This window comes from Methanosphaerula palustris E1-9c (genome assembly GCF_000021965.1).
Classification (GTDB): domain Archaea; phylum Halobacteriota; class Methanomicrobia; order Methanomicrobiales; family Methanospirillaceae; genus Methanosphaerula; species Methanosphaerula palustris.
In genome coordinates this window covers 1,052,195-1,075,435 of sequence record NC_011832.1, presented here as the reverse complement: position 1 = coordinate 1,075,435, position 23,241 = coordinate 1,052,195, and the positions used below count along the sequence as shown (strand labels likewise).

Here is a 23,241-nt window from a genome sequence, read left to right as displayed (position 1 = left end):
ATATGCTTTGGTTTTTATCAGTTCGCCAACAGGAACTGGCTCTGGGCGACTGGAACCAGATCCCCTTTCGATGGATCATTGAATATCAGGTGATTCCAAATTTCAATGGAACAGATACACCGCGACCGGTGCTACAATCACGACCAGAAGCCCGACGATGAGCGCCAGCCACTCACCTACCTGAAGAGACTTTGGCGGGACGAAGAGGAACGCGTCCTTACCATATCCCCGGCAGAGCATCGAGACGTAGGTTCGCTCCCCCTGTTCGTACGAGCGGATGAACATCGTCCCGATCGTGTAGCCCAACTGTCGCAACCGGTACCGGTAAGGCAGCGACCGATCGAACGCGTTGAAACACCGGGTTTCAAGCGCGTTTTTGATCCGAAAGAACATCTGCCCGAAGACGAACAGGTACCGTATCATCATCCCCATGACCAGCGTGAACTCAGAGGGGAAGCCAAGCCTCCGGGCACCGACGAGCATATCCTGCATCCTGGTCGTCGACGAGAGCAGGATGATGAACGAGATGCAGAGCAGAAACTTCACAAACAGGATCAGGGCGAACTGCGCTGACCCCGCATAGACCGTAATTCCGAACGGAAGGGAGAAGAGTGCATCGGTGCCAGGGAAGAACCGGTTCGGAAAGAAGACCTGGAGCACCATGATCGAGAGGCCAAACGGGAGGATCAGTAGCAGCCGGGCCAGATATACCAGCGGAGAGAGGCCCGAGATCACCCAGAGTACCAGGTAGAAAAGAGCGAAGACAGCACCGAGCAGGTACACCGGGGTGGAGATCGGATAGGAGACCAGAGCGATGATGGCTGCAAATGTCATGATCAGTTTCACGCGGGCATCGAGTCGGTGAAGCGGGCTTTCCCGGAACGCCTCCTTTTCGATGGCGAAGAGTTCTTCGATCATGCTCGTCCGTTGAAAGCTTCCAAAAAGGCCGCCTCAGCCTCCTCGTAGGTATAGGCCATCGAAATCTCGATTCCCTGGTTCTGCAGGGTTCGGATCAACTTTGGAAGCACCGGCATCGTCAGGTGGACACGTCGAAGCAGGTCCTCCTGCAGAAAGATCTCCTCAACGGTCCCCTGTGCACAGATCCTGCCCTTGTCCATCACGTAGATGTAATCCGCCATTGAAGGAATCAGGTCGAGTTCATGCGTCGAGAAGACCACCGTCATCCCATAGGTCTTGACGAGATCGTTCATGAACAGGATCAGATCGTCCCTCCCTTCGGGATCGAGGCCGGCCGTCGGCTCGTCCATCACCAGCACTTCTGGTTCCATCGCGATCACACCGGCGATGGCAACCCGCTTCTTTTCCCCGCCCGATAGATGGTGCGGAACGCGATCCAGAAGGTGCTCGATCCCAAGCATCTTGAGTGCAGAACTGACCCGGTGCTCCACAGTCTCTGTATCGAGGCCGAGGTTGGTCGGCCCGAATGCGATATCCTGTTCGACAGTCGGGGAGAAGATCTGATCATCCGAGTTCTGGAAGACCAGGCCGACGAACTTTCGAATCTCCTTCAGGTTCTTCTTGGTGATCTGTTCGCCTCTGACCAGCACCTGACCGCTGCTCGGTGTCAGGATCCCGTTGAAGTGCCGAAAGAGGGTCGACTTGCCGGCACCGTTCGAACCGATCACGGCTATCCGAGAATTCCGGGGGGCAAAAAAGTTGACACCGTCGAGGGCCTTTCGGCTGGATGTGTACTGGTACGAGAGGTTTCTGGTTTCGATCAGGTGCATGGTAGAACTCAAAAAAGAATTGGTCTTCTATCTATTTGGACGTGCAAGTATCTTTGTCGCCCCAAGGACGAGTCCAAGGGAGAGAAGCACACCTAATACCATTGCGATGATGCCACCGGTCGACCCGAGACGGCCACCGAGTGAGTAATCCTTCATCGGCGCCTCATAGACGAACCTGTCGGGGACATCCTCGTTCACCTGGGCACCTTGTGGGGTATCACCAGTCAGGGTCTTATCCCCCTGGATGATCAGGGCTGTACTCTCCAGCCCATCGGGATCGCTCGAAGCGAGGAAGACTGCGACCACCGCAATCAGTACTGCCACGAAGATCCCTGCAATAAGAAAGGTACGGTTATCCATGAAGAGGCGCCCCCTGTTGCGTCACAACAATATCAGGACGAGCGTTCATGACGAGATGCAGAGCCACGACGGTGATCGCTCCCTCGATGAGACCAATTGCGGCATGGTAGGTACCCATTGCAATCATCCCTGGTACCAGGGGGAACGTGCCTGCAATAAACAGCTCAAGTGCACAGGCAAGCGCCGGGATAAAGCAGGCGAGCCAGGCTGCGATGAAGGCTGATAGGTTAAAACTCTTGGTGACTCTCATCAGCCCGTGGAAAGAGTAGAACCCGACGAACCCGCCGATCACACCCATGTTGATGATATTCGCACCCATCGTGGTAAGCCCACCGTCACCGAAGATCACTCCCTGGACGATCAGCACCATCGAAAGGATGAAGACCGCAGCGAACGGGGAGCCGAGCAGGATCGCTGCGAGCGCCCCACCGAGCAGATGCCCGCTCGTCCCCATCGTAACCGGGAGGTTGAAGGCCATGATCGCAAAGATCCCGGCAGCTAACACCGCGACCAGGGGTATCTTCTCTTCAGTCAGTTCGTTCTTTGCCCAGCGGAGAGCCAGAGCGACGAAGACCAGAGCAATGATCCAGTAGACTACGCCTTGATCAATCGGTATGAATGCGTCTGGAATGTGCGTGATTTCACCTCATCAAGTAATACTAATTTGATACAATGTAACATCAAATGATTAAATAATGTTGCTATTTATAATTTTACAAGAACAAAATTCATTTGTAATATTCTTTAAAATAAGTTCAAAATGCACCTGATACTTCAAAGATACAGGTCCCCCTGTATCCGGAAGTAGCCCATTAGAGATATGAAGAAAGGGATCACCCAAAGATCTGTCGAATCCCTGAATTGAGCAGTATCTTCATCGCCCCCCAGAGCGCGGGTTTCAACATCAGTTTTCGGATCAGCGCCGAGGGGCGGTCCATATCCCCAAAGTTGACGATCGACTCGATGATCGAGGGGTCGTTCATCGCCCGGAGAATCTGATCGATCTCCAGGCTGGTCATTTTTTGGCGTGCGGTGATCAGTTTGTACCCGACTGCCAGTTCCTTTCCAAAATCGTCCTGCCAGGCCTTCTCATACCTGCTCAGGGCTGCGTCATCGAACCGCCCCTCCTCAATACAGGCGATAGCAGTCTCTGCAGCCAGACGGGCGGAACGGATACCAGTGTAGACCCCGCCACCGGAGGTCGGTTTTGCAAACCCTGCCGCATCTCCGACGATCAGAGCCTGTTTACCATAGGTCTTCCCAATCACACCGAGCGGGATCGTACCGGTAACCAGATGCAGGCACGAACCCGGAAATCGTGCCTGGAATCGTTCAAACTTCTCTCTGACCCCGCAGGTTCCACAGAGCCCGACCCGGATCCTCCGGGGTGCGAGCGGGATCTGCCAGCCAAAGAACTCAGGAGAAGCGTCCGGATAGATCTCGACAAACCTGGGGTCAACCGGATCAGCCACCGCGAGGTCTGCCTGAATCCCTGAAAGATAGGTCTGAGCACGGGGCAGGCCGAGCGATCGTGTCACCATCGACCGCGGACCGTCGGCCCCTATCAGGAGGCGATACCCAATCGATTGTTCTCCATGGATCCCACAGGTCATGACTCTGTCCCCCGATATACTGGTGAACCCGGTCTTCAGCATGAACTCGGCCCCTGCATCTGCGGCGGCGACTGCCATCTCACGGTCGAGCAAACCCCGATCGACCACGAAAGCCTTGGTTTTTCCTGCATCAAAAAGGAGTGAACCACCAAGATCCGAAGCAATCCGGGCGCCACGCACCGTGTTCAGCACCGGCCGTTCTGATACCCGGCACTCGGCAAAGGCAGCCTCCGAGAGGAGACCGGCACACTGGACCGGATACCCGATCGTCCCGTGTTCCTCAATCACCAGCGTTGAGAGGCCGGCTGCGGCACAGGATGCAGCCGCTGCAGTCCCTGCCGGTCCGGCACCGACTACCACCACATCATAGGGTTTCATCATCTTCATGGGATATACGGCCCAGGGGATAATAGCCCTGATGGATAGATAGGGGCGGTGCCTGTTTCAAACAGCGTTCAGATACTAAAGATACGGAAGGTTAATCCTTGTCTGAGACGAGAAAGATATCTGGAGGTTTGATCATACCGTTCTGCAATAACTGTGGTAAACCAGTCGCTGAAGGAAAGAATTACTGCGAGGCATGTGGCAGACGGCTCGATCACCTGGACTCGTCACTCAGGATGCTAATCCCCCACAACCCAAAACCAGGGAATGTCCGGTGGAATGTGGTTCTTGGTATGCCGGTCGGGCTAATAGTCGGTCTTGGGTTAGCAACATTTCTTCTCGGTGCAGGATATTATCTACAGGCAGCCATGTTCGTCGGTATCGGCGCTGTCGGACTGGTGTTGATCCGGCATCTGGATAGCAGGTACCGGTAAATTTTTAATTTTTTTCAGTCTTCATCGCGAATGCTACACCATTATAGCGAAATCCTGAAAATTGATACATACCAGGTTTTCGTAAATATCCAGTTCACCCATAGGGGAAATCGGATGAGAGAAGAATTCGCTGAATTCATCGAAGGTCTTTCACGCAGTTAATCCTTGAATAGACCAGTATTCTATAATTTTTCATCTAACGATTGGTCGAAGATGTTGCGTTCAACTCTAAAAAAGGGGAATTACCGCTGGTTTGCGGGTTCGATGTTGATCGTATTCCCTTTGATCTGGTTCTTGTTCATGATCTGGTAGACCGTCTTTGCGTGCTCAAGCGGCACCTCGACGAACGAGTAACTGTCAAAGATGTTGATCGCACCGATAGACTTTCCAGGAATCCCGGTCTCGCCAGCGATCGCACCGAGGATATCCTTCGCCCGGACATTGTGGTTTCTGCCGACATTGAGGAAGAACCTGACCATGCCAGCCTCGGCACCGGTATTCTTGAAGTCCGGCTCGGCGGCGGTCTCCTCCTTGGTATCACGCTCCATCCGCATCTTCAGCAGTGCTGCTGCGATATCAAGCGAAGCGTAGTCGTCACGCATCAGTTTCTCGATCATCGAGACGTACTTTTCAAGCCCACCTGCATCGACGATCGTCTTCACCTTGTCGATGAAGAGTGTGGTCCGGATCTCCTCGACATCCGAGAGGGTCGGCACCTGGGCCTGGATCACGCGGGTGTTGGTGTACCGCTGGATATCCCGGATTTTCCAGATCTCCTTACCCGAGACGAAGGTGAACGCACGCCCGGTCCTGCCGGCCCGTCCGGTCCTGCCGATCCGGTGCACATAATACTCCTCGTCCTGCGGAATATCGTAGTTGAAGACCGCCTCGATATCGTCGACATCGATCCCACGGGCTGCGACATCGGTCGCGACCAGGATATCGATCCCACCGGATCTGAACCTGCCCATCACCCGGTCGCGCTGTGACTGCTTTAGGTCTCCATGGAGAGCCTCCGCAGCATATCCCCTGACCTGTAACTGTCCGACCAGTTCATCGACCCGCCGCTTGGTGTTGCAGAAGATCAGGGTCAGTTTCGGATTGTAAATATCGAGCAGGCGGGCCAGCGCCTCGAGCTTCAGCGATTCGCGAACCTCGTAGTAGATCTGTTCAACTGCCGCGACCGTCAGTTCCTTGTGGGTGACCTTGACCATCTTCGGGCTCTTCTGAAACCGCTTGGTCAGTTCCAGGATCGGCTGCGACATCGTAGCTGAAAAGAGCGTGGTCTGCCGGTCTGACGGCGTCGTCTTGAGGATCAGTTCGATATCATCCCGGAAGCCCATATCCAGCATCTCGTCCGCTTCGTCGAGGACCACGGTCTTCACGTGGTCGAAGACCAGCGTTCCCCTACGCATATGGTCCATGACCCTGCCTGGGGTTCCGATCACGACCTGAACGCCCCGTCTGAGAGCATCGAACTGCCGCTCGATAGGCTGACCGCCATAGATCGGTAGGATCGCGATCCCGCGTCGGTAACGGGCCAGTTTGCTCAGTTCCTCGGCGATCTGGATGGTCAACTCACGGGTTGGGCTGAGAATCAGAGCCTGGACATGTTTATCCAGGGGATCAATCTTCTCTAGCGTTGGTATTCCAAAAGCCGCCGTTTTACCAGTCCCAGTCTGGGCCTGGCCGATCACATCAAATCCCTGATGAATCAGGGGGATCGCCATCTGCTGGATGGGGGTCGGCTCTTCGAACCCGAGATCAACGATGGCTCTCTGGATCTCTTTTGAGATACCCAGTGCCTCGAATGCATTGGTAACAGGTTCGGCCGGCGTATCAGTATTGGATATCTTCTCTATTGTATCGCTCACAGTACCTCTTCTCCTTATCATACTGGTCCTCCTGCTACTTCCATCTTGCCCCTGCAGAGCAGGCCCCAACCAGGCCATTAGAGGACCTATCCCGAATGGCCAGGTAGGGACAATGGAAGCGCCGCCCGGGAAGAGTATATCCTGATGAAAAAGGGGCAATTCAACCCCTGATACTGATATTTAAGTGTCTGCGCGGCGCTGTGAGGATGTATGACTGCAATCATTTATCTGCATGGACTTAACAAACTTACTCTTATGAATGATATACGTCCCCTCGGTATTGCTTCTCTAAGGAGGCTGCAGCCATGAAACTGTACAGATCATTGCTGATCATCGGGCTGGTAATGATCAGTTGTATCACAATGGCCAGTGCAGGCGGCATGGCCATGTTCAAAGTCGCCGCTCCAGAGCATGTGAACACGGGCGATGTAGTGACCGCAACGATCGCCGTGGACAACAATCTGAACCCATTAGCATCTGATATGGACCTCGTACTCGACTGGGACGGCACCATGCTCCAGTACATGAAGACCGATTTTCAGGTCGGCCATACCACATCTACAGAACAGTATGGCAAGGGTACCCTCGAGTTGATGCTGGCTGATTCCACCAACGGGTTCAAGAATGGAGAATATGATATGGCTGTGGTTACGTTCGTCGCAATCGGCCCAGGTGAGACCACACCAAAGGTTCGGGTTCACAGTATGAACGATCTCGAAGGGAACGATATCTCCGGCAAGACCGATGTGAAGGCCACGACGATAACTATCGCCGGCGATGCGCTCAACGGTACGATTCCAACACTCACACAGACCACTGTCCTGCCCGTTACCACAACACCAACCGTCCAGCAGAATGTCACCCTGGCTCCAGTGACTCAGACGGTCCAGACCTGGCCGGCCACGACCCAGCAGCAGAGCTGGCCACTCCCCGGTCAACAGGTGACCGTGGCTGCACAGCAGGGACTTCAACAGGGCGCCTCGTCCGGTTCGCCGGCAGCGGCCACCACAATCCCGACACTCTTTCCGGGTACGGTTGCAACGGTCTGGCCTCCAGTAACCAATACATCGAACCAGACGGTGTATCAGACAGTCCAGACATACCAGTCAGTCTATCAGAACAGTTCATCTGGTATTCAGAACAATGGCAACATGAGTTTCCAATCCTTTGTCGCAGACAGCGGTCAGAGCCAGAACTATAACCCAAACGGTTCTGGTTCAGCCAGTTCTACGAACTTCAATTCGCTGATCGAGACCTCGCAGACCACGATTCCACCGACTCAGAACAACCTTGGAATCCAGAAGGACTCTTCATTTAAAGCAAACAACACGTCGATCACCACCACCACAACCGCAAAGAAATCAGGGTCGATGTTTGGCCTGTTGAGTGTTGCAGCACTGGCAGGGGTTGCTCTGATCGCTGCACGGCAGAGAAAGAACGAATAATTACATCATCTCTTTTTCTTTTTTTACCAATCACCGGGAATTCCCCAGCCCATCTCTCCAACAGGTTCTGACCAATCAACGATCGTCAGATTGAAGAGCAGGACCGTTCGTTTGTATCGAAAAATTTTGTCAACCTACCAGGATACCGATCTCACAAACAGATAGAAGATAATGTCGTGAGCAGGATATCGGTTCTCCCCATCTGATCCACCCCTCACCAAAAGAAGAACCATCACGTCAACAGCGAAGATATCAGAACCTGATCATTCAGGGAGGAACGGCCGGAGATTGTGCTGGTTATACCAGGCAGCTGGTGATTAGTCTGAATCACCAGCGGCTGCACGAACGGTACAGACCAGTTCACCGAGCTCTGAGTGAAAAGGGAGGGATCGTCCCGATACAGGGTGCCGACCAGGCAGAGACTGCCGATCACAACCAGACCGATTAACGCCCAGATAAAACTCGGGTGCTCATGCAGGTAGGACAGATAAGCGACTGAATCCCTCCGTGGACGGAGAGCCCGATGTAACAGGTTGAGAATAAAGAGCACCAGTAGGATACCCATTATCCAGGGAAGGACGATGAAGGCCATCTGCTCACCCAGGTGAAACCCAGAGGTGTTGAACGAGATAAGGGAGAAGAGAAGTGGGACCCCGATCATCAGGGCAGAGAACCACCAGTTCCCATAATACCAGAAGCGAAGGGCATCCCAGATATAGGAAATGACCCCCAGAAAGAAACCGGCTCGAAGCAGCAGCGGTGCGATATCCGGGAGAGTATGAGCCAGGGTCAGGACGATACCGGAACAAAAGACAAACAGAGCGACCTTGGCTGAAGTTTCTGGCGTTATGAGAGACATAGTGAATTGATCAATGATCTGTGCCTGAACATATAATCATGATCACCTCAGTAAGACCTTCGGAAGATACAGTTCGCCGGGTTTATCTAGTTAGTTGATGATATCACTCACCAGTGCAGGTGATCGGATGGACAATCTGTGTGGTGGCAGACGGATAGTGAGGAGATGAGAGGCGAATCGGCCAGGGAGGACAGAATTCAGGATGACCGGATATGTACCGATGGTGTCACGCTGGTCCATGAGGAAGGGACATGAACGATATGTTTCTTTCAGGCCCCTCCATGGGTCTTCTCATTCTCGTCTTCTGTCTGCTTGTGGTCCCGGCAGCAGGACAGGGGGACGGCCCCCTGATGATCACCGCCCCCGGTCAGTACATCCTTGACCATGACCCAGTAGGCGGGGGTCAGCAGGGGATCGTGATCAGCAGTTCAGATGTCCTCCTCGACGGGGGCGGATATCAGGTGGTTGGAACCTCATCACAGGGATCAGTCGGTGTTGTCGTGAAGGGAGCACAACAGAACGTGACGATCCGGAACCTGTCAGTTCGATCGTGGGGCACCGGCATCCGATTCCAGTCGATCAGTTCAGGCCGGATCAATGGGGTGACTGCCGTGAACTGCACAGAGAACGGGTTCCTCCTCGATGGGTGCAGTGGGATCAGCATCGATTCCTGCCAGGCCCTCCAGAACGGGTTACCCGGGATCGCCATCAATGAATCGACAAAATGCCGGCTGACAGAAACGCAAACCCTTCAAAACGGGGATGTTGGAATGTATCTACTCAATGCCACCGGGACCATCATTGATCGCTGCACTGCCTCAGAGAATCGATTAAACGGAATATTCCTTGAGCAGAGCGACAAGACGACGATCAACAACTGCCAGGCCGCATGGAACCAGTACCCGGGGATCGCCATCAGCGGCGGAATGCAGAACATGATCACGACGAACCTGCTCTATGGCAACCAGATAGCCGCGGTGTACCTCGAAGAAACTGGCAGGACGCTCGTCCTGAACAATGCGGCAGGTGGGAGCCCGGCCGGGCTCAGCATCGTAAACTGCACCGATCGGGTGATCGCCGGTGGAAACCGGTGGTTGACCGATGAGCAGACCCTGGTGACTGAGGCCAGAAACGTCTCCCCGGTTCCTGCACTCGGTCCCTCGCCGAACCATCTGCATGCCCTGGTAGCCCTCGACAGGGCGTCCGGGGCCTCGGTCAGAACCGGGCACAGGGTCGACGTCGGGGACGGTCGGCGAATTGCGCTGCAGACATCCGGGATCGGCGGGCCGGTGGTGGTGATGGAGGCCGGCACCGGGGACTCTGCCCTCTCGTGGGCACAGGTCCAGCAGGAGGTTGGCGAGTTCACCACTGCGGTCTCAGTCGACCGGGCAGGGCTGGGCTGGTCTGATCCAAGGACTGGACCGGCGAATGCAACGGCCGATGTCTCGGACCTGCATCTCGCCCTTCACAATGCCGGCCTCCCCCCACCGTATCTGCTGATCGGGCAGGGGCGGGGGGCGACCATCATGAGACTCTTCACCCACCGGTACCCGGCAGAGGTGGCCGGGCTGGTCCTGGTCGAACCAGAAGTCGAGAACGAATTCAGCAGCAACGCTGATTACTCCATGGTCAGGCACCAGCAGATCACGGATCTGGTCCTGGCGCTTGAAAAGAGAGTTGGAGCGGTTGACAGTGGATACCTCGCCAGAAACCCGGGACTGGTCACCGTGAGTCCACATCTTTCGCTTCAGGACCAGCAGACCGATAGGGCCCTGATCGTGTCCCACCCAGCGTTCACCCTGGCACAGATCGATGAATGGAAGGGAACCGATCGCTTCTTCACCACGGTCAGGTCCGAACTGAACGGGATGCATCTCGGGGTACCGGTCAGGATACTTCTCTCCACAGACCCTGCTCTGCAAACAGAGGGATCTGGGTCGGTACCGGAAGGATACAGAACGTTCCGGAACCTGCAACGCGGTCTCGTCGGTAACTCAGCCGACGGGCAGGTGATGACGATCCAGAATACCACTCGCTCACTTCAGCTCGACCGGCCGGACGCAGTGACTGATGCAATCAGGCAGTTGGTGGGATAGTTCGATTCACCATCTAACAGATTACACTGAAAAATACCACATTCCCCTCAGAAAATGTCCAAACCAGCATAAATCACCCCTACCACAGATTCAGAAATACCTTCTTCTTTTGTAGTTTTATTTAAACCGACCACCAGTATATGACAACGAGCATCGATCATCTGAATTAGGTGAACGATAAACCGATTGCAACGCAGCACATTCAGTTCGAGGGCTGCACATTGACAGGTTAAAAACCTAAAAAAAGTTACAATGACCGATCAGAAATCGGTCATGACCCTGAACTGGTCGATCTCATCCTTGTGCAGCTGCTCAAGGAACTCCTCGGTAGCATGGCGAATGTCCTTGCTCGCAGTGATCGCTCTGCCGACGACCAGGATATCGGCTCCTGATGCGAGTGCCTCCTTGACGACCTCGACACGGACCCCACCAGCCGTCGCGACCAGCAGTTTGCCGCCTGCGGCCTTCTTGATGGCCACGATGTCGCCCCAGGCATGGCAGGAGGTCTCGCAGTCGATGGCACGGTGCAGTTCGACGATGTCGGGCTTGATCTTCAGCGATGCAATCAGCTCGACCGGGTTAGGCACGTTCAGCATATCGATGATCGAGTAGATACCCGTCTTCTTGGTCTCCTCGATCGCCTTCTCGATCGTCGAGGCCGGGGCGAGACCGGAGATCACGACAGCATCGGCAGAGGCGTCGGCGGCCATCCTTGACTCGAGGTTCCCAGTGTCGAGGATCTTCATATCCGCGATGATGAACGCGTTCGGCCGGAGCTTCCGGATCTCACTGATAACACTCAGACCGAACCGCTTGATCAGCGGGGTGCCGGCCTCGATGATCACGTGGTCGTTGTCGGGCACTTCCTTGAGTACCTTCGCGACCTTGCCCATGTCCACAAGGTCCATAGCGACCTGCAGATATGGGGCATCCCAGAGCCTCTGGACCTTGAATCCCATGACAGCGTGTGCCCCGCGATCCTTCTCGTAGAGGATCGTCTTCTCGGGGGGAAACCCTTCGAGTGCGCGGTTCAGCGCCAGTTTAATGGCCCCATAGTTGTAGCGGTAGATCTTGTTATAGTCCTTCGCTTCAGGGGCGAGGTACACCGATGCCAGGATCACGAGGTCCTCGATGTCGTACTCCTTGAATGTCCCCTCCTCGATACAGTCTGCAATCCCCTTGGCGATCGCGGCCTGCACCGGGCCGAACATCTCGGTTACCTGCGTCTGGTTCTTCAGAGTGACCTTCGGAATGATCAGCGTGGCTGGCTTTGTCAGCAGGTTCGGCCGGATCACAGCCAGCAGCGGGGTGTGCCCTGCCGATAGCTGGGACAGTCCGTTCGCAAACGCGATCCCTACTGGTCCTGACTTCTCTCCAATGATAAGGTCGATGTGCGCGAGTTCTGCGCCATCGCCGACGAGTGCTTCACCTATCTGATACATAGATCTCCCCACGTTCCTGCCTGTATTGTAGGAAGACAGTATTAAAAAAACCGGTACCTCCCTTCTCAACAGGTCGACCGACGTCACCGACAGCCGGTCTCACTGCACCCACCTTCACAGTATGAACGCTCATCTGCCAGCTCCCGTTCACTACAGCAGTCGCAGGTCTCCTCCCCTTTGCCGGTCAGGGCGACGCGGATCAGCGCGGAAGCACACCCGACACCGCTCTCGACGGTGATCGCACCGGTCGGACAGTTCACCTGACAGGCCCCGCACTCCATACAGGCCGCAGGCGTGGTCAGTATTGCAGCCTTTTTCCCCGGAGTGAAGACCCGGTGCGGACAGACCGTCGAACAGGCCCCGCAGTTGACACACTGCTCCGAGTCATAGGCGAGCGTGTTCTCGCTGTACGAGTCGAAGATCATCAGACCCCTCCGGTGACCAGACGAAGTGCCACGGCGGTTACAATCCCCACAACCGCAATCCCTGCCAGCGGACGGATGTACCTGAAGATCTCACGCCGCACCCCGGTCCGGGAGGTGAACGGGGTCGCACCAGTGAAGAGGAGCGCGAGGTATGCTGTTATCGCCGGGAAGACGGTCAGGTCGACGACGACTCTGCCAGCTTCCACCAGCCATCCCCCGCCCTGTGAAAGATCGAGGAGAACGGACGGGATCATCACCAGCATCCCAAGGAGGTATCCCCTGGTAGTGAAATCCCTGGTCGGGAGATATGGAAGCAGGATCGGGAAGAGGATGGTGCCTGTGAGCATGGCAACCACCAGGTCCCGTGCTGTACCCAGGCCGGCCAGCAGCCAGAGCACCACGGCTCCGGCCACCATCATCAGCAGGATAGAACGGAGATCGACCGGGATGAGCACAAGCCGGTCCCGGAGGGGGAACCGGACCTGCCGCATCTCAGGTGTGGCCGTATGATTTGCCAGGTACGCCGGCAGATCCCTGGCTCTGACCGGCCCCCACTCCACCCGGAAGTCCGACCGCCTGACCACTTCAGGCGCAGAGACACCAGGTGCCCCGAACTGCGGGAGGATGACCCGGCGGTGATCCACGACCCCGGCGAGACCGGTCGCTTCGATCCGGCGGACCAGTTCATCAGTCCCGAATGTCCCCTTCCCGGCGGCACACCAGACATTGACTCCATAGGTATCGAGGACGAGCAGGTAGACATCGATCCCATCGAGAGCCGAACGGACCGCATCGAAGGTGAGTGTATAGTTCGCGGTCACGATCACCTGAGCGGTCCGATCGGGATGGCCGAGTTCATACAGGCCGGGTCTGACCAGGTGACCCATGCGATCGACGCCCAGCCGTGCGAGCAGATGGTCACGTCGGTCTGCAGAAGAGAGTCTGGAGGTGGTCTGCATCATCGCAGACGGGCTGCAGGGTGATCCCAGGGGAACAGAGGCGGTGGAGCAGCATCCCATCTCTGATGGTGTCGACAGATCTGCCCCGGTACTGCCACAGGTGCATGACCCTGCAACGGGTTCAGATCGATCGGTCACACTCTCGTACTTCACTGACATACAGAAGAGTGATCAATTCAAAATAATTTGAAACTTTCTGTTATACCCAGATCTCACCTGAGCCCGGATCTCCCGAAATCGGTGATGGTATAGATGATCCAGTTCCCCTGCTGCGCCCCGCTGATCAACCCGGCCGTCTTCAGCACGTTCAGATGATAGGAGAGACGAGAGTCTGCAATAGAGATGATCTCCTTGATCACACAGACACAGAGCGGCTGTGTCTGCAGGGCATAGAGGATCTTCAACCGAACCGGATCGGAGAGGGCATGATGAAATCGGGCCTGGAACGAGAGATCCTCGTTCGACGGAATCTGCCGCTGTAGTCCATCCACCCCGCCGCCAGCACAGAGCTGTTCGCTGATCTCCCTGGGTATCGCCATGGTTCGTCAAGATACTTTGAAATGCTGGGGTATATATCGTACAGCCCTCTCCTCCATCGCCTCAACCATCACGGACTGCAGTCCATCGTTACGAGATTTCAGCCAGGGAGGGAATGAACCGGCGGAAAAGCAGAAGGCCTTACTGATGGTTTATCCATGCATGACCGGTTTTGATCTCTCGGGAATACAGGAGCTACGCTCGAAATGAGATCGTTGAAAAACGTGGGGTCGGTGAGATTTGAACTCACGATCGACGGGTCTCTCCGATATGCGTCAGAGCTCCAACGGGTCATCACCAATTCAGCAGACCCATTGTTCATCACACGCACAAGACCGCTGGAGCCCGTCGCCATTCCGGACTAGGCCACGACCCCCGGTGCAGGTTACAACGTCTCCTTTGAAATTTATAAGGGTTGTGATTTTTTTTTGCGCCTCCTAGACAGGAATCAGCAGCAATATATCTTCATCCTTTCAATGATCTAAGAATGGTTGAAGCGAGCTATGCGACCGGAATCTCTGATCTCCCGCTGATCGGGAAGACGATCGGAGCGATGCTGAACGATATTACGGCAAGATTTCCCGAAAACGATGCCCTTATCTCGCTACACCAGAATATTCGATGGACCTACGCCCAGTTCCTCGAACAGGTGAACGCGCTGGGGAAAGGGCTGATGGCCCTTGGTGTCGAGCGGGGGGATCGGGTCGGCATCTGGGTGATGAACTATGCCGAGTGGACCGTCGCACAGTTTGCAAGCGCGAAGATCGGCGCGGTCATGGTGAACATCAACCCGGCCTATAGAACCGTCGAACTCGAATTCGCCATGAAACAGGCAGAGGTGCAGACCCTGATCCTGCAGGGTCGGTTCAAGTCCTCCGACTATGTCGGAATGTTCTATGAGGCCTGCCCCGAGGCCTATGAATGCAGCCCCGGCAGGATCAGCAGTGAGAAGTTTCCGTTTTTAAAGAACGTGATCTTCCTCGATGATATCCCGTACAACGGGATGTTCACGATGAACGAGGTGCTCAAAAAAGGCGAGGTGATCAGCCCAGACGAACTGGTTGAACGTGAGGAGTCGCTCGATTTTGACGATGCGATCAACATTCAGTACACCAGCGGGACCACAGGATACCCAAAAGGGGTCGTGCTGACCCACCATTCGGTGATGAACAACGGGTTCTTCATCGGCGAGGGGATGAACTTCACCGAGAAGGATCGGCTCTGCATCCCGGTCCCGTTCTATCACTGCTTCGGGATGGTCCTCTCCAATATGGCCTCGGTCACCCACGGCGCAACGATGGTGATCCCGTCGCCGGCGTTCGATTCGGAGGCGGTGCTCCGGGCCGTCCAGGATGAACATTGCACCGCCCTGCATGGAGTTCCAACGATGTTCATCGCCGAACTCGCTCACCCGAACTTTAAGAACTACTACCTCGGGACGCTCCGAACCGGGATCATGGCCGGCTCGCCCTGCCCGATCGAGAAGATGAAGGAGGTCGCGACGTTGATGAACATGCGGGATATCGTGATCGTGTACGGCCAGACCGAACTCTCACCAGGAGTCACGATGACCACCACCAAAGATTCCCTCGAGCGGCGTGTCTCGACGATCGGGCAGGCCTTCCCGCATACCGAACTGAAGATCGTCGACCCGAACACCCATCGGATCGTTTCGCGTGGTGAGATCGGAGAGATCTGTGCCCGTGGGTATATGGTGATGAAGGGTTACTACAACAACCCCGCTGCCACCCGGGCTGCGCTGGATGCGAACGGCTGGGTCCATACCGGCGACCTCGGTTCGATGGACCGGGAGGGGTTCCTGAAGGTCGAAGGTCGACTCAAGGATATGGTGATCCGCGGCGGTGAGAACGTCTATCCCCGCGAGATTGAGGAGTATCTCCACCACCATCCAAAGATCAGCGATGTCTATGTGATCGGGGTGCCCGACAAGAAGTACGGCGAGGAACTGATGGCCTGGGTCTCGATCATGAAGGGGGAGACGCTGACCCCGGATGAGATCAGAGAGTTCTGCAAGAATCGGATCGCCCGGTATAAGATCCCGCGGTATTACAAGTTCGTCGACACTTTCCCGATGTCGGTGACTGGCAAGATCCAGAAGTTCGAGATGCGAAAGATTGCTATCGAGGAGTTGAATCTCGGCGAAGCCTCGACGATAAAGACCGCATAACCCCTTTTTTATCCAATTAGAGAAACGATTGTGCTCTGCCAGCATTCTTCCTGATATGTTAAGGCGAACCTCACCCCGTGTCGGAGAGATCGATAAACGAAATCATTAAATAATATTTAGGTGGAACAGGTAATCACATCATCCAATTATGAGGTGATGGATGAGGTGATGGGGTCCACCTCAATTAACCGCTCGTGTACGAGCTGATGACTCCTACTAATCTCTCTGAATCGAATATGAGGGACTACACCCCCCTCATATCATCATAGTTCACTATCAGGATCTCTACCAATGCAAAGTAAAACGTTGAAGATCCGGACGTGAACCAGATACGACGTCTTCGTCAGGGTGATGGGGTTCACCCACAATAAACCGCGTTTCTTCGCTGATGACCCCTATCCATCACACCATGGAGTCATCACATGCAAACAGACATTGTTCCCCTACTGTTGGGGCTCGTGATCTTTCTCGCAAGCCTCATCTCGATCCGCCTCGGCTTCTCGGTTGCAATCATCGAGATCCTGCTCGGGGCCGTCTCCGGCAACCTGAATCTGATCCATACAGAACCCTGGATGACCTATATCGCGACCCTTGGCGGTATCATCCTGACCTTCCTGGCTGGCACCGAGATCGACACCGACCTGATGAGGGCCAACTTTAAAGGAAGTTTTCTGATCGGTCTCTTCTCGTTTGTAGTTCCATTCCTCGGCGTCGGAACCTACACCTACTTCGTCGTCGGCTGGAGTCTCTCCGCCTCGATGATCGCCGGCACGGCCCTCTCGACAACGTCGCTGGCCGTGGTCTATTCGGTGCTGGTCGAGACCGGCCTCTGCAAAACAGAGATCGGCAAACTGATCATGGCCGCGACCTTCTTCACCGACATGGGCACGGCCATCGCATTGAGCGTCCTCTTCATACGTCCGACCGTGTACACCGCGGCCTTCATCGGCGTCTCAGCTCTGGTGATCGCCCTGGCAACCAGATACTCACATCTGCTCTTCGATAATCCCCGTATCAGGGCGGCCGTCGTCGAACCTGAAGTGAAGTTTGTCTTCCTCCTCCTGCTGATCTTCATCTACTTCGCAGGCATCGGAGACGGCCAGGCGGTGCTCCCGACATTCCTGCTCGGCCTCTTCATGGGACGATCGCTGGTCGACCGCGGGATCGCGCTGCGACTGCGGACGATCGCCTATGCCGTGATCACCCCGATCTTCTTTATCGTCGGGGGAATGAACGTCTCGATCGCACAGATCACAGGAGCGATCGGACTCTTCGTTGCGTTGCTGGTGATCAAGATCGCGATGAAGTTCGCCGGCGTCTATCTGCTCGCCCGGAAGTACATCCCTGGCGGCAGCATGTATACGACGCTGCTGATGTCGACAGGGCTGACCTTCGGAACGATCGCCAGCGTCTTCGGTCTCTCGATGGGGTACATCGATGCAGGGCAGTACTCGCTGTTGATCGGTGTGGTGATCGCCAGTGCGGTGATCCCGACCTTCATCGCCCAGAAATGGTTCGCCCCGGTCCATTCGGAGGATGTGACGGTAGGCCGTCATACCCTCCGCGCCGGGCATCAGGAGTAAACGGTATGGAGAGGATGATCCTCTCCTTTCTTATGATTCAATCTTCTGATCCTGTTGAAGTCATCAGCCTGTAGGGGCGTTTCTTATGTGAAGCACCTCATCGACTCTCTTATCGAAGCAGTGGTGCGCGCAAAAAAGGGGAATCTGCCGGGTACAGTCCCAGCCAGAAATGATCAGATCTTCCTCTCGATCACCCGCTCAGCCACCTCCTCGATGGAGAGGCTCTCCATGCCGTACCGCTCATGGAGGGCATGGTAATGCTGCAGGATCTTCTCAAAGAAGGCGGCGTTCACCTCGTAGTCCTTCCCGAAGTTGTGCGGGTGCCACCAGAGGTGATAGACGAACCCGAACTTCGCGGCATAGGTCATCTCGTTCCTGATCCGAAGCAGCCGCAGCCAGTCAAAGGCCGCCGTGAAGGATTTGTGGGGATACAGGAACCGGGTCGCCGGGATAGTGACCGGCACCACCGGATCGATGGCAGCCAGCGGGAAGACCCGGGGGCCGGAGAGGCTGATGAAGGCGTCTCCATAGCGCAGGGCCCGCCGCAGGGTCGTCTCCTCCTCTTCGGTCTTCTCCCGGTACAGCCAGTGGTCCATGTTCCCCCTGACCGCGGTGATCCCATACTGTTTACAGACCCCGACATACTCCCTGTTGAACTGGTTTCGCGGGAGAACGATCGAGGTCGGTTTCAACCCGTAAACCGCTGCGACCCTGGAGAAGGCCTCGCAGTCGGCCTCGAACGAGGCGGCGGTCTGACCCTTCTCAAGGCAGTAGTAGTGCGAGAAAGTATGCGACCCAATCGTCTGGTTGGGATGAGCAAGGATCTCCTGGATCAGCGACGGAGCATAGTGATAGGGATCCTCCGCCTCGTCGGCTCCGACCTCATCGATCGTCGGGTACGGCGAGAGGTTCATGTCATCGTACTGCGGCTGCATCTGGGCCGATGGAAGGCCGGCCATCATCTCGTCCCGATCTCTGCAGAAGAGCAGCCCGACTGTGGCCCAGGTGGCATGGATCCCGTAGATGTCGAAGAGGTTGAGAAGACCTGGTACGACCCGCCGCACCCCGCGGAGGTTCTCTCCGTAGGTCTCAACGCTCCGCTTGTCCCGCACCCCCCAGAGCAGTTCAAAGTCCAGGGAGATGACCAGCGCTCCCTTCCGTCTCTTTTGATCAGGGTTCGACCTCTTTCCCTGCGTCCGGTTACTCCCGCTCATGACGCACCCCGTCACTCAGCCTGATCGGCAGCCCGCCTGACCAGGTCTGCTGCTGCTCGTGAGGCGTTGTTGAGCACCTCTTCTTCGCCAGGGATCACCCCATCCTGCATCACCACCCGCCCATTGCAGAGGACCGTCTTCACGGCCCCGCCATTGCAGGCATAGACCATGTTCGAGGTCTGGTGGTGGAGGGGCGTGTTGCAGGGGACCATTCTGTCGATGAGCATGATATCCGCCGGCTCCCCGACTACAAGAAGGCCGCTCCCGAACCCGAGAGCCCGGGTTCCAGTTACAGTGGCCATGGAGAGCGCCTCTTCTGCCGGCAGGCAGGTCGGGTTGTTCTGGGCGAACTTCTGAAGCAGGGCCGCGATCTTCATCTCCTCAAAGAGGTCCAGGTTGTTGTTGGAGGCACAACCGTCGGTGCCGAGGGTGACCGGAACCCCGGCCTCAACGAGCCAGGGATAGGGCATTGCCCTGTTCACAGACAGTTTCATATTACTGGCCGGGTTATGCGAGACCGTTGTCCCCCGCTCTGCAAGCAGCCGGCAGTCCGCCTGGTCGAGCCAGCAGCAGTGGGCTGCGATCGTCCGGTCGGTCAGGCACCCGGCCTGGTCGAGAATCGCCGGCGGCCGCTTTCCACTGTTCTTCTGCGCATCGAGAACCTCCTGCTCGGTCTCTGACAGGTGGACATGGATCCCGATCTGTTCCGACGCACTGTAGGCGGCCAGCCATGCAAGTCCTTCCGGTGAGACCGTGTAGACAGCATGCGGCCCGACGGCCGGTTTGATCCGCGGGTTCTGCATTCCTTTGATCGAGGTGACCAGCGCCTCGGTCGCTCTGATCTCATGCTCCCGCTTGTCGTGATCGTTCAGGTCGATGAACCCATAGCAGAGCTGGGCCTTGATCCCGGCATGATCGACGGCACGGGCCGCCTCCTCCATGAAGAAGTACATATCATTGAAGGCCGTGGTCCCGCTCCGGATCATCTCGATGCAGGCGAGTCGGGTTCCCCAATACACGTCCTCCCCGGTCAGGCAGGCTTCGAGGGGCCAGATCTTCTGCCCGAGCCAGTCCTGCAGGATCATATCGTCGGCGTACCCTCGAAGCAGGGACATCGCGGCATGGGTGTGCGTGTTCGCGAGCGTATGCATCGCGAGGGTCCCAGACCCATCGATGATCACCTCGGCATTCGAGCGCTCCGACCCGCTGATCTTCTCATCGATCGCAGCAATCGTCCCGGTCTCATCGATCAGAATCTCAACAGGCCGTCCTTCAATACAGGTGCCTGTGATCAGGCACGCTTTCTCTCTTCCCATTCTATCAACCATAAACTCATCCCATTGTCGTTACAATCGCCTGAATCAGCGCCTGGGTCCGGACCCGGTTCGCCTCTGCAGAGGCGAGGATCATCTCGTAGGTGACCTCCTCGGCACAGAGCCCCTGCGCATAGTTGTCGACGGTGCAGACCGCAGCACAGGCGATCTTGAGCTCCGCAGCGATCGTCGCCTCCGAGGCGATGGTCATCCCGACCAGATCCCCGACAGCCGCCAGACCCTGCACCTCAGCCCGGGTCTCGATCCGCGGACCGCAGGTCTGCACATAGGTTCCCCCCTCGATCATCCTGTCATCACAGGTGACCAGTTCCCGTCGCATCGAACGCGAAAAGCCAGGACAGATATGCTCGATCGCATGGTCATGGATCGTCGGAACCGGGGCCACACTCAGATAGTCGTCGGGGACCACAATCGAGTCCGGCGGGATGGAACGCTTCAACGACCCTGCCGATCCGACCAGAACCACCTGGTCGACCCCGAGGATGGCCAGAGCGGCCAGATTGGCCTGGTAATTGATCCGGTGCGGCGGCCGCTGGAATTGGTGGCGGAGCAACAGGGGAACCTCTCCAGTGTGCACCTCAGCAGAACCATAGGGTGTCGCAATGATCTCTTTTTTTAGCGGCGGCAGGTCGCAGAAGAGGAGGCTCGTCCCCCCGATGATACCGAGCATCTCCTCACCCCCGATCCCTGAGGTACTGTTCCTTGAGGAATAGCACCCTGCAGGCATGCTCGGCGAGCGAAGTGAAGAGGTATGCCTCATTCAGAGACGAGGCCGCAGCGAACGTCCCGTGCCCCCTGGCGATCACCACGTTTCGAAGCTGCAGCGCAGACCCGACCTCATGAGCCAGTTCCTTGGACCCCGGTGGTGCGCTGACCACGCGGATCGTCGGGCAGAGCATCTGCCCCTCACTGTCCTCCGGGACGATCTCGTCGATCAACAACGAGAGTGCGACCGCATGGGCTGGATGGGCATGAACGATGGCGGTATGCTGGGTCTCCAGATAGATCGCGCGATGAACCCTGTACTCGCTCGATGCCTTCGGCGGCACCTGCCCGATGATCGGCACCTTGATCGGAGACCCTGGTTCATCGAGATAACTGCCGGTCTGGGTGATATGGAACGACCCACCGTCCTTGACCGACATGTTTCCAAAGTTCCCACCGACCAGCCCTTCAGAGAAGAGCCGCTTTCCTATCCGTTCAAATTCCTGATCCAGCATTGTTCACACCTCTGTCTCTGACAGTTCTCCTTTCCAAACTCAACCATGTGAGCATGGGTGTCCTGGTACGCCGCCACACTCGCCGGCAGCACTTCTTCAAAGAGGCACTTCAGACGGGCGCCTTTTTGGCGGACACCTGCACAGGAACAGATTCTGGTCGTATAAGCATCGATCACAAACGTGCATCGACCAAAACCATAACAGAGGATCGAGTCCGCAGTCTCGGTCCCCACCCCCTCGCAGGAGAGGAGGTCTGCACGGAGATCCTCTGTTGGACAGCGCCGCATCCCGTTTACCCCGCCGTAACGATCGATCATGTGACCAGCCAGGGCCTTCAGCCGCCTTGCCTTGACCCGATAGAAGCCGGTGGAGTAGACCGCCTGCTCCAGGACCACACGATCTGCTCTCGCCAGGGTGGCCAGCGACAGGAGTCCCGCCGCACCCAGTTTATCGAGAGCATGCTCGACATGCTCCCACCGGGTCTGCTGGGTCAGCATCGCCCCGATGATCACCAGTTCTGGATCATCGCTCCACCAGGCCAGGGGTCCATAGACTGCACCCAGATTTCTGACCAATTCAGCGGTCTTTTCGCGATCAGTATCAGATGAACTGGATCCCAACATCCTTCATCTTATTATATCGTGCAATATTAAGAAGAAGCGGTGTGATACACTCGATCAGACTGGAACTCGTCAGAGGTCCCGCATCATAGGCTTTGAGGTGTGAGACACCGTTTACCAGATCCATCACAAGCGACTTGGCGGCCGGGTCATCACCACAGACCGGTACAGCGTAATTCAATTCTTCCTCGATCTTCTTCCATCGGTTCGCTGCGATCACATTGAATGCAGCGCAAATTTTTGAGTCGGGAAGCATCTTCTGAACCAGCAGGGCCGCAGACCCCTCAGGCGGCGGGTTATTGATGAAGTGATCCGTCTTCTCCATCGGGTTCACCGGGCTGACCACGATCTTTCCTTCGAGCCCATGAAGTGATTCAAGCGTTCCTTTTAGGTGTTTGAACGGGACGGCCAGAATCACGACATCACCAAAATCAGCCGCTTCCTGGTTGGTGACCCCTGAACATGAACAGGGAAGACCCAGGTCGGCGAGCGTGGCATAGCAGCAGCGGCTCGCCTCTTCAGACTTGGCCTGGTCTCTGGAACCGAGGATCACATCATGCTTCTGGGAGAGGCGCATCGCCATCCCTTCACCAATCTCCCCGGTCCCACCGATGATCCCGATCCTCAATCTGTCACCAAGGGGCGGAGCATCTGTTCAAGGTCCTCTGCACTGGTGACCCCTTCGAGCCTCTTCACGACCTTGCCATCCATCTCGATGATCAACGTCGGCACCACACTGATCTGATATTCACCAGCCTCCTTCATATGCTGGTCGACGTCCATCTTCCGCACTTCGATGGCATCGCCCATCTTCTCCTTCAAACGGTCGATCAGGGGGGACTGCATCTTGCATGGTCCGCACCACTCTGCATAAAAGTCAATCAGTACTGGTTTTGACATGTGCAC

The 23,241-nt window shown here is 56.2% G+C and carries 23 protein-coding genes, 1 tRNA gene and 2 riboswitches; of the genes, 5 read left to right on the top strand and 19 right to left on the bottom strand.

The features are described from left to right. Positions 1-102 precede the first annotated feature (102 nt). The 5 genes from cbiQ to MPAL_RS05215 form a co-directional block, all read right to left on the bottom strand. A complete protein-coding gene (gene cbiQ / locus MPAL_RS05235; protein WP_012617712.1) occupies positions 103-918 on the bottom strand; it encodes a cobalt ECF transporter T component CbiQ in 816 nt (271 codons plus the stop codon). Then, positions 915-1,748: an ATP-binding cassette domain-containing protein gene (locus MPAL_RS05230; protein ID WP_012617711.1), complete on the bottom strand. Its 834-nt coding sequence runs from the start codon at positions 1,746-1,748 to the stop codon at positions 915-917. The genes cbiQ and MPAL_RS05230 overlap by 4 nt, the downstream gene beginning before the upstream one ends. A gap of 27 nt (positions 1,749-1,775) precedes the next feature. Continuing rightward, entirely contained in the window at positions 1,776-2,108 is a 333-nt protein-coding gene (locus tag MPAL_RS05225) for a PDGLE domain-containing protein (RefSeq protein WP_012617710.1), read from the bottom strand. Next, on the bottom strand, positions 2,101-2,748 hold the full coding sequence (gene cbiM, locus MPAL_RS05220; protein ID WP_048145201.1) for a cobalt transporter CbiM: 648 nt from the start codon (positions 2,746-2,748) through the stop codon (positions 2,101-2,103). Before cbiM ends, MPAL_RS05225 begins: the two co-directional genes overlap by 8 nt. Before the next feature lie 193 nt (positions 2,749-2,941). Further along, positions 2,942-4,108: an NAD(P)/FAD-dependent oxidoreductase gene (locus tag MPAL_RS05215; protein WP_012617709.1), complete on the bottom strand. Its 1,167-nt coding sequence runs from the start codon at positions 4,106-4,108 to the stop codon at positions 2,942-2,944. A 128-nt stretch (positions 4,109-4,236) separates the two neighbouring features. On the opposite strand from MPAL_RS05215, the gene MPAL_RS05210 reads away from it, so the two are divergent. Next, a complete protein-coding gene (locus MPAL_RS05210) occupies positions 4,237-4,539 on the top strand; it encodes a zinc-ribbon domain-containing protein (protein WP_148208145.1) in 303 nt (100 codons plus the stop codon). 242 nt (positions 4,540-4,781) lie between these two features. Here the strand turns inward: MPAL_RS05210 and MPAL_RS05205 are convergent, their stop codons facing one another. Further along, on the bottom strand, positions 4,782-6,434 hold the full coding sequence (locus MPAL_RS05205) for a DEAD/DEAH box helicase (RefSeq protein ID WP_012617707.1): 1,653 nt from the start codon (positions 6,432-6,434) through the stop codon (positions 4,782-4,784). A 284-nt stretch (positions 6,435-6,718) separates the two neighbouring features. On the opposite strand from MPAL_RS05205, the gene MPAL_RS05200 reads away from it, so the two are divergent. Next, positions 6,719-7,858: a hypothetical protein gene (locus MPAL_RS05200; protein ID WP_012617706.1), complete on the top strand. Its 1,140-nt coding sequence runs from the start codon at positions 6,719-6,721 to the stop codon at positions 7,856-7,858. A 232-nt stretch (positions 7,859-8,090) separates the two neighbouring features. Here MPAL_RS05200 and MPAL_RS05195 read toward each other — a convergent pair whose 3' ends face one another. Then, positions 8,091-8,717 (bottom strand): hypothetical protein, encoded by a 627-nt coding sequence (locus tag MPAL_RS05195; protein ID WP_012617705.1) that lies wholly within the window; start codon positions 8,715-8,717, stop codon positions 8,091-8,093. 251 nt (positions 8,718-8,968) lie between these two features. On the opposite strand from MPAL_RS05195, the gene MPAL_RS14320 reads away from it, so the two are divergent. Then, entirely contained in the window at positions 8,969-10,813 is a 1,845-nt protein-coding gene (locus MPAL_RS14320) for an alpha/beta fold hydrolase (RefSeq protein WP_012617704.1), read from the top strand. Positions 10,814-11,073: 260 nt separating this feature from the next. On the opposite strand, the gene MPAL_RS05185 is transcribed toward MPAL_RS14320, so the two are convergent. From MPAL_RS05185 to MPAL_RS15725, 5 genes are all read right to left on the bottom strand, one after another. After that, positions 11,074-12,255, bottom strand: a complete 1,182-nt coding sequence (locus MPAL_RS05185; protein WP_012617703.1) for a bifunctional 5,6,7,8-tetrahydromethanopterin hydro-lyase/3-hexulose-6-phosphate synthase — start codon at positions 12,253-12,255, stop codon at positions 11,074-11,076. Positions 12,256-12,338: 83 nt separating this feature from the next. Then, a complete protein-coding gene (hgcB, locus tag MPAL_RS05180; RefSeq protein WP_012617702.1) occupies positions 12,339-12,680 on the bottom strand; it encodes a mercury methylation ferredoxin HgcB in 342 nt (113 codons plus the stop codon). Beyond that, positions 12,680-13,699, bottom strand: coding sequence for a mercury methylation corrinoid protein HgcA (hgcA, locus tag MPAL_RS05175; RefSeq protein WP_148208277.1), 1,020 nt, complete (start codon positions 13,697-13,699; stop codon positions 12,680-12,682). Before hgcA ends, hgcB begins: the two co-directional genes overlap by 1 nt. A gap of 152 nt (positions 13,700-13,851) precedes the next feature. Then, positions 13,852-14,178, bottom strand: coding sequence for an ArsR/SmtB family transcription factor (locus tag MPAL_RS05170; protein WP_012617700.1), 327 nt, complete (start codon positions 14,176-14,178; stop codon positions 13,852-13,854). A 223-nt stretch (positions 14,179-14,401) separates the two neighbouring features. Next, positions 14,402-14,552, bottom strand: a tRNA-Trp gene (locus MPAL_RS15725). A gap of 111 nt (positions 14,553-14,663) precedes the next feature. Here MPAL_RS15725 and MPAL_RS05165 point away from each other — a divergent pair. Both MPAL_RS05165 and MPAL_RS05160 read left to right on the top strand, forming a co-directional pair. Beyond that, complete coding sequence (locus tag MPAL_RS05165) at positions 14,664-16,364, top strand: AMP-binding protein (protein ID WP_012617699.1); 1,701 nt, start codon at positions 14,664-14,666, stop codon at positions 16,362-16,364. Between the two features lie 155 nt (positions 16,365-16,519). Beyond that, a riboswitch (Fluoride riboswitch) is annotated at positions 16,520-16,587 on the top strand. Positions 16,588-16,702: 115 nt separating this feature from the next. Next, positions 16,703-16,769: riboswitch (Fluoride riboswitch) on the top strand. Positions 16,770-16,786: 17 nt separating this feature from the next. After that, complete coding sequence (locus MPAL_RS05160) at positions 16,787-17,947, top strand: cation:proton antiporter (protein WP_012617698.1); 1,161 nt, start codon at positions 16,787-16,789, stop codon at positions 17,945-17,947. A 173-nt stretch (positions 17,948-18,120) separates the two neighbouring features. Here MPAL_RS05160 and MPAL_RS05155 read toward each other — a convergent pair whose 3' ends face one another. Genes MPAL_RS05155 through trxA form a run of 7 tightly spaced genes read right to left on the bottom strand, consistent with a single transcriptional unit; the run spans position 18,121 to position 23,241 of the window. Continuing rightward, a complete protein-coding gene (locus MPAL_RS05155; protein WP_012617697.1) occupies positions 18,121-19,161 on the bottom strand; it encodes a polysaccharide deacetylase family protein in 1,041 nt (346 codons plus the stop codon). 11 nt (positions 19,162-19,172) lie between these two features. After that, entirely contained in the window at positions 19,173-20,489 is a 1,317-nt protein-coding gene (locus MPAL_RS05150; protein ID WP_012617696.1) for an amidohydrolase family protein, read from the bottom strand. A 4-nt stretch (positions 20,490-20,493) separates the two neighbouring features. Then, on the bottom strand, positions 20,494-21,165 hold the full coding sequence (locus MPAL_RS05145; RefSeq protein WP_012617695.1) for an MTAP family purine nucleoside phosphorylase: 672 nt from the start codon (positions 21,163-21,165) through the stop codon (positions 20,494-20,496). Between the two features lie 4 nt (positions 21,166-21,169). Next, positions 21,170-21,715, bottom strand: coding sequence for an aldolase (locus MPAL_RS05140; RefSeq protein WP_012617694.1), 546 nt, complete (start codon positions 21,713-21,715; stop codon positions 21,170-21,172). Further along, positions 21,688-22,290, bottom strand: coding sequence for an endonuclease III domain-containing protein (locus MPAL_RS05135; RefSeq protein WP_236610435.1), 603 nt, complete (start codon positions 22,288-22,290; stop codon positions 21,688-21,690). Before MPAL_RS05135 ends, MPAL_RS05140 begins: the two co-directional genes overlap by 28 nt. Before the next feature lie 25 nt (positions 22,291-22,315). Then, positions 22,316-22,963, bottom strand: a complete 648-nt coding sequence (gene npdG / locus MPAL_RS05130; protein ID WP_048145199.1) for an NADPH-dependent F420 reductase — start codon at positions 22,961-22,963, stop codon at positions 22,316-22,318. Next, positions 22,960-23,241 (bottom strand): thioredoxin, encoded by a 282-nt coding sequence (gene trxA / locus MPAL_RS05125; RefSeq protein ID WP_269078477.1) that lies wholly within the window; start codon positions 23,239-23,241, stop codon positions 22,960-22,962. Before trxA ends, npdG begins: the two co-directional genes overlap by 4 nt.

Bases quoted from the DNA above. Each gene is read 5' to 3' on its own strand.
- MPAL_RS05225 (WP_012617710.1), bottom strand. From the start codon at position 2,108: ATGGATAACCGTACCTTTCTTATTGCAGGGATCTTCGTGGCAGTACTG.
- MPAL_RS14320 (WP_012617704.1), top strand. From the start codon at position 8,969: ATGAACGATATGTTTCTTTCAGGCCCCTCCATGGGTCTTCTCATTCTC.
- MPAL_RS05195 (WP_012617705.1), bottom strand. From the start codon at position 8,717: ATGTCTCTCATAACGCCAGAAACTTCAGCCAAGGTCGCTCTGTTTGTC.
- MPAL_RS05155 (WP_012617697.1), bottom strand. From the start codon at position 19,161: ATGAGCGGGAGTAACCGGACGCAGGGAAAGAGGTCGAACCCTGATCAA.
- MPAL_RS05160 (WP_012617698.1), top strand. From the start codon at position 16,787: ATGCAAACAGACATTGTTCCCCTACTGTTGGGGCTCGTGATCTTTCTC.
- MPAL_RS05145 (WP_012617695.1), bottom strand. From the start codon at position 21,165: ATGCTCGGTATCATCGGGGGGACGAGCCTCCTCTTCTGCGACCTGCCG.
- MPAL_RS05200 (WP_012617706.1), top strand. From the start codon at position 6,719: ATGAAACTGTACAGATCATTGCTGATCATCGGGCTGGTAATGATCAGT.
- MPAL_RS05140 (WP_012617694.1), bottom strand. From the start codon at position 21,715: ATGCTGGATCAGGAATTTGAACGGATAGGAAAGCGGCTCTTCTCTGAA.
- MPAL_RS05205 (WP_012617707.1), bottom strand. From the start codon at position 6,434: ATGATAAGGAGAAGAGGTACTGTGAGCGATACAATAGAGAAGATATCC.
- MPAL_RS05185 (WP_012617703.1), bottom strand. From the start codon at position 12,255: ATGTATCAGATAGGTGAAGCACTCGTCGGCGATGGCGCAGAACTCGCG.
- hgcA (WP_148208277.1), bottom strand. From the start codon at position 13,699: ATGGGATGCTGCTCCACCGCCTCTGTTCCCCTGGGATCACCCTGCAGC.
- hgcB (WP_012617702.1), bottom strand. From the start codon at position 12,680: ATGATCTTCGACTCGTACAGCGAGAACACGCTCGCCTATGACTCGGAG.
- MPAL_RS05215 (WP_012617709.1), bottom strand. From the start codon at position 4,108: ATGAAGATGATGAAACCCTATGATGTGGTGGTAGTCGGTGCCGGACCG.
- cbiQ (WP_012617712.1), bottom strand. From the start codon at position 918: ATGATCGAAGAACTCTTCGCCATCGAAAAGGAGGCGTTCCGGGAAAGC.
- MPAL_RS05170 (WP_012617700.1), bottom strand. From the start codon at position 14,178: ATGGCGATACCCAGGGAGATCAGCGAACAGCTCTGTGCTGGCGGCGGG.
- MPAL_RS05230 (WP_012617711.1), bottom strand. From the start codon at position 1,748: ATGCACCTGATCGAAACCAGAAACCTCTCGTACCAGTACACATCCAGC.
- MPAL_RS05150 (WP_012617696.1), bottom strand. From the start codon at position 20,489: ATGGTTGATAGAATGGGAAGAGAGAAAGCGTGCCTGATCACAGGCACC.
- MPAL_RS05165 (WP_012617699.1), top strand. From the start codon at position 14,664: ATGGTTGAAGCGAGCTATGCGACCGGAATCTCTGATCTCCCGCTGATC.